Origin of the sequence: Paenibacillus sp. GCM10023250 (assembly GCF_042653205.1) — a bacterium.
Taxonomy (GTDB): domain Bacteria; phylum Bacillota; class Bacilli; order Paenibacillales; family Paenibacillaceae; genus Paenibacillus_Z.
Window position 1 is genome coordinate 1 of sequence record NZ_JBHSHY010000085.1, and the last position, 2,702, is coordinate 2,702.

Here is a 2,702-nt window from a genome sequence, read left to right on the forward strand (position 1 = left end):
ATGGAGGCACACCAGGGGAACTGAAACATCTAAGTACCCTGAGGAAGAGAAAACAATAGTGATTCCGTCAGTAGCGGCGAGCGAACGCGGATTAGCCCAAACCAAGGAGCTTGCTCCTTGGGGTTGTAGGACGTCTCACATGGAGTTACAAAGGTGTTGGCTAGGCGAAGAGGTCTGGAAAGGCCCGCTAGAAGAGGTAAAAGCCCTGTAGCCCAAAGTCAGCACTCTCCGAGACGGATCCTGAGTACCGCGAGACACGTGAAACCTCGTGGGAATCCGGCAGGACCATCTGCCAAGGCTAAATACTCCCTAGCGACCGATAGCGAAGCAGTACCGTGAGGGAAAGGTGAAAAGCACCCCGGAAGGGGAGTGAAATAGAACCTGAAACCGTGCGCTTACAAGAAGTCAGAGCCCAATTTAGGGGTGATGGCGTGCCTTTTGTAGAATGAACCGGCGAGTTACGTTCCCATGCAAGGTTAAGGTGAAGAGCCGGAGCCGCAGCGAAAGCGAGTCTGAATAGGGCGATTTGAGTATGTGGACGTAGACCCGAAACCGTGTGATCTACCCCTGTCCAGGGTGAAGGTGCGGTAACACGCACTGGAGGCCCGAACCCACGAATGTTGAAAAATTCGGGGATGAGGTGGGGGTAGCGGAGAAATTCCAATCGAACTCGGAGATAGCTGGTTCTCCCCGAAATAGCTTTAGGGCTAGCCTCGGTGTAAGAGTCGTGGAGGTAGAGCACTGATTGGGTGCGGGGCCCGCCAAGGGTTACCAAGTCCAGTCAAACTCCGAATGCCATGTACTTATCACCGGGAGTCAGACGGTGAGTGCTAAGATCCATCGTCAAGAGGGAAACAGCCCAGACCATCAGCTAAGGTCCCCAAGTGTGTGTTAAGTGGGAAAGGATGTGGAGTTGCAAAGACAACCAGGATGTTGGCTTAGAAGCAGCCACCATTTAAAGAGTGCGTAATAGCTCACTGGTCGAGTGACTCTGCGCCGAAAATGTAACGGGGCTAAACACACCACCGAAGCTATGGCTTGATCGTAAGATCAGGGGTAGGGGAGCGTCGTGTACAGGTAGAAGTCAGACCGGAAGGACTGGTGGACGGTACACGAGTGAGAATGCCGGTATGAGTAACGAAAAGACAAGTGAGAATCTTGTCCGCCGTAAGCCTAAGGGTTCCTGAGGAAGGTTCGTCCGCTCAGGGTAAGTCGGGACCTAAGGCGAGGCCGAAAGGCGTAGTCGAAGGACAACAGGTTGATATTCCTGTACCACCGTAAGCCGTTACGAGCAATGGGGTGACGCAGAAGGATAGTGACGCGGGCTGATGGATGCCCGTCCAAGCAGTGAGGCTGATGTGTAGGCAAATCCGCACATCATAAGGCTGGGCTGTGATGGGGAGCGAAAATTGCAGTAGCGAAGGTCATGAGTTCAGGCTGCCAAGAAAAGCCTCTAGCCAGGTGAAGGTGCCCGTACCGCAAACCGACACAGGTAGGCGAGCAGAGTATGCTAAGGCGCTCGGAAGAACTCTCGTTAAGGAACTCGGCAAAATGACCCCGTAACTTCGGGAGAAGGGGTGCCTCGGTAGGGTGAATAGCCCGAGGGGGCCGCAGTGAAAAGGCCCAAGCGACTGTTTAGCAAAAACACAGGTCTGTGCGAAGCCGTAAGGCGAAGTATACGGGCTGACGCCTGCCCGGTGCTGGAAGGTTAAGGGGAGTGGTTAGCCGCAAGGCGAAGCTATGAACCGAAGCCCCAGTAAACGGCGGCCGTAACTATAACGGTCCTAAGGTAGCGAAATTCCTTGTCAGGTAAATTCTGACCCGCACGAATGGCGTAACGACTTGGGCGCTGTCTCAACGAGAGATCCGGTGAAATTTTAATACCTGTGAAGATGCAGGTTACCCGCGACAAGACGGAAAGACCCCATGGAGCTTTACTGCAGCTTGATATTGGACTTTGGTACGATCTGTACAGGATAGGTGGGAGCCTGAGAAGCCGGAGCGCCAGCTTCGGTGGAGGCGCCGTTGGGATACCACCCTGATCGTATCGGAGTTCTAACCTGGTACCGTAAGCCGGTACAGGGACCGTGTCAGGTGGGCAGTTTGACTGGGGCGGTCGCCTCCTAAAATGTAACGGAGGCGCCCAAAGGTTCCCTCAGAATGGTTGGAAATCATTCGCAGCGTGCAAAGGCATAAGGGAGCTTGACTGCGAGACCTACAAGTCGAGCAGGGACGAAAGTCGGGCTTAGTGATCCGGTGGTACCGCATGGAAGGGCCATCGCTCAACGGATAAAAGCTACCCTGGGGATAACAGGCTTATCTCCCCCAAGAGTCCACATCGACGGGGAGGTTTGGCACCTCGATGTCGGCTCATCGCATCCTGGGGCTGAAGTAGGTCCCAAGGGTTGGGCTGTTCGCCCATTAAAGCGGTACGCGAGCTGGGTTCAGAACGTCGTGAGACAGTTCGGTCCCTATCTGTCGTGGGCGTAGGAAATTTGAGAGGAGCTGTCCTTAGTACGAGAGGACCGGGATGGACGCACCGCTGGTGTACCAGTTGTTCCGCCAGGAGCACCGCTGGGTAGCCAAGTGCGGACGGGATAAGCGCTGAAAGCATCTAAGCGTGAAGCCCCCCTCAAGATGAGATTTCCCAATTAGTAAGACCCCTTGAAGACGACGAGGTTGATAGGTTCGAGGTGGAAGCG

1 rRNA gene is annotated in these 2,702 nt (G+C 54.6%); it reads left to right on the forward strand.

The features are described from left to right. A 23S ribosomal RNA gene (locus ACFPB1_RS27315) occupies positions 1–2,702 on the forward strand; the annotation flags it as partial.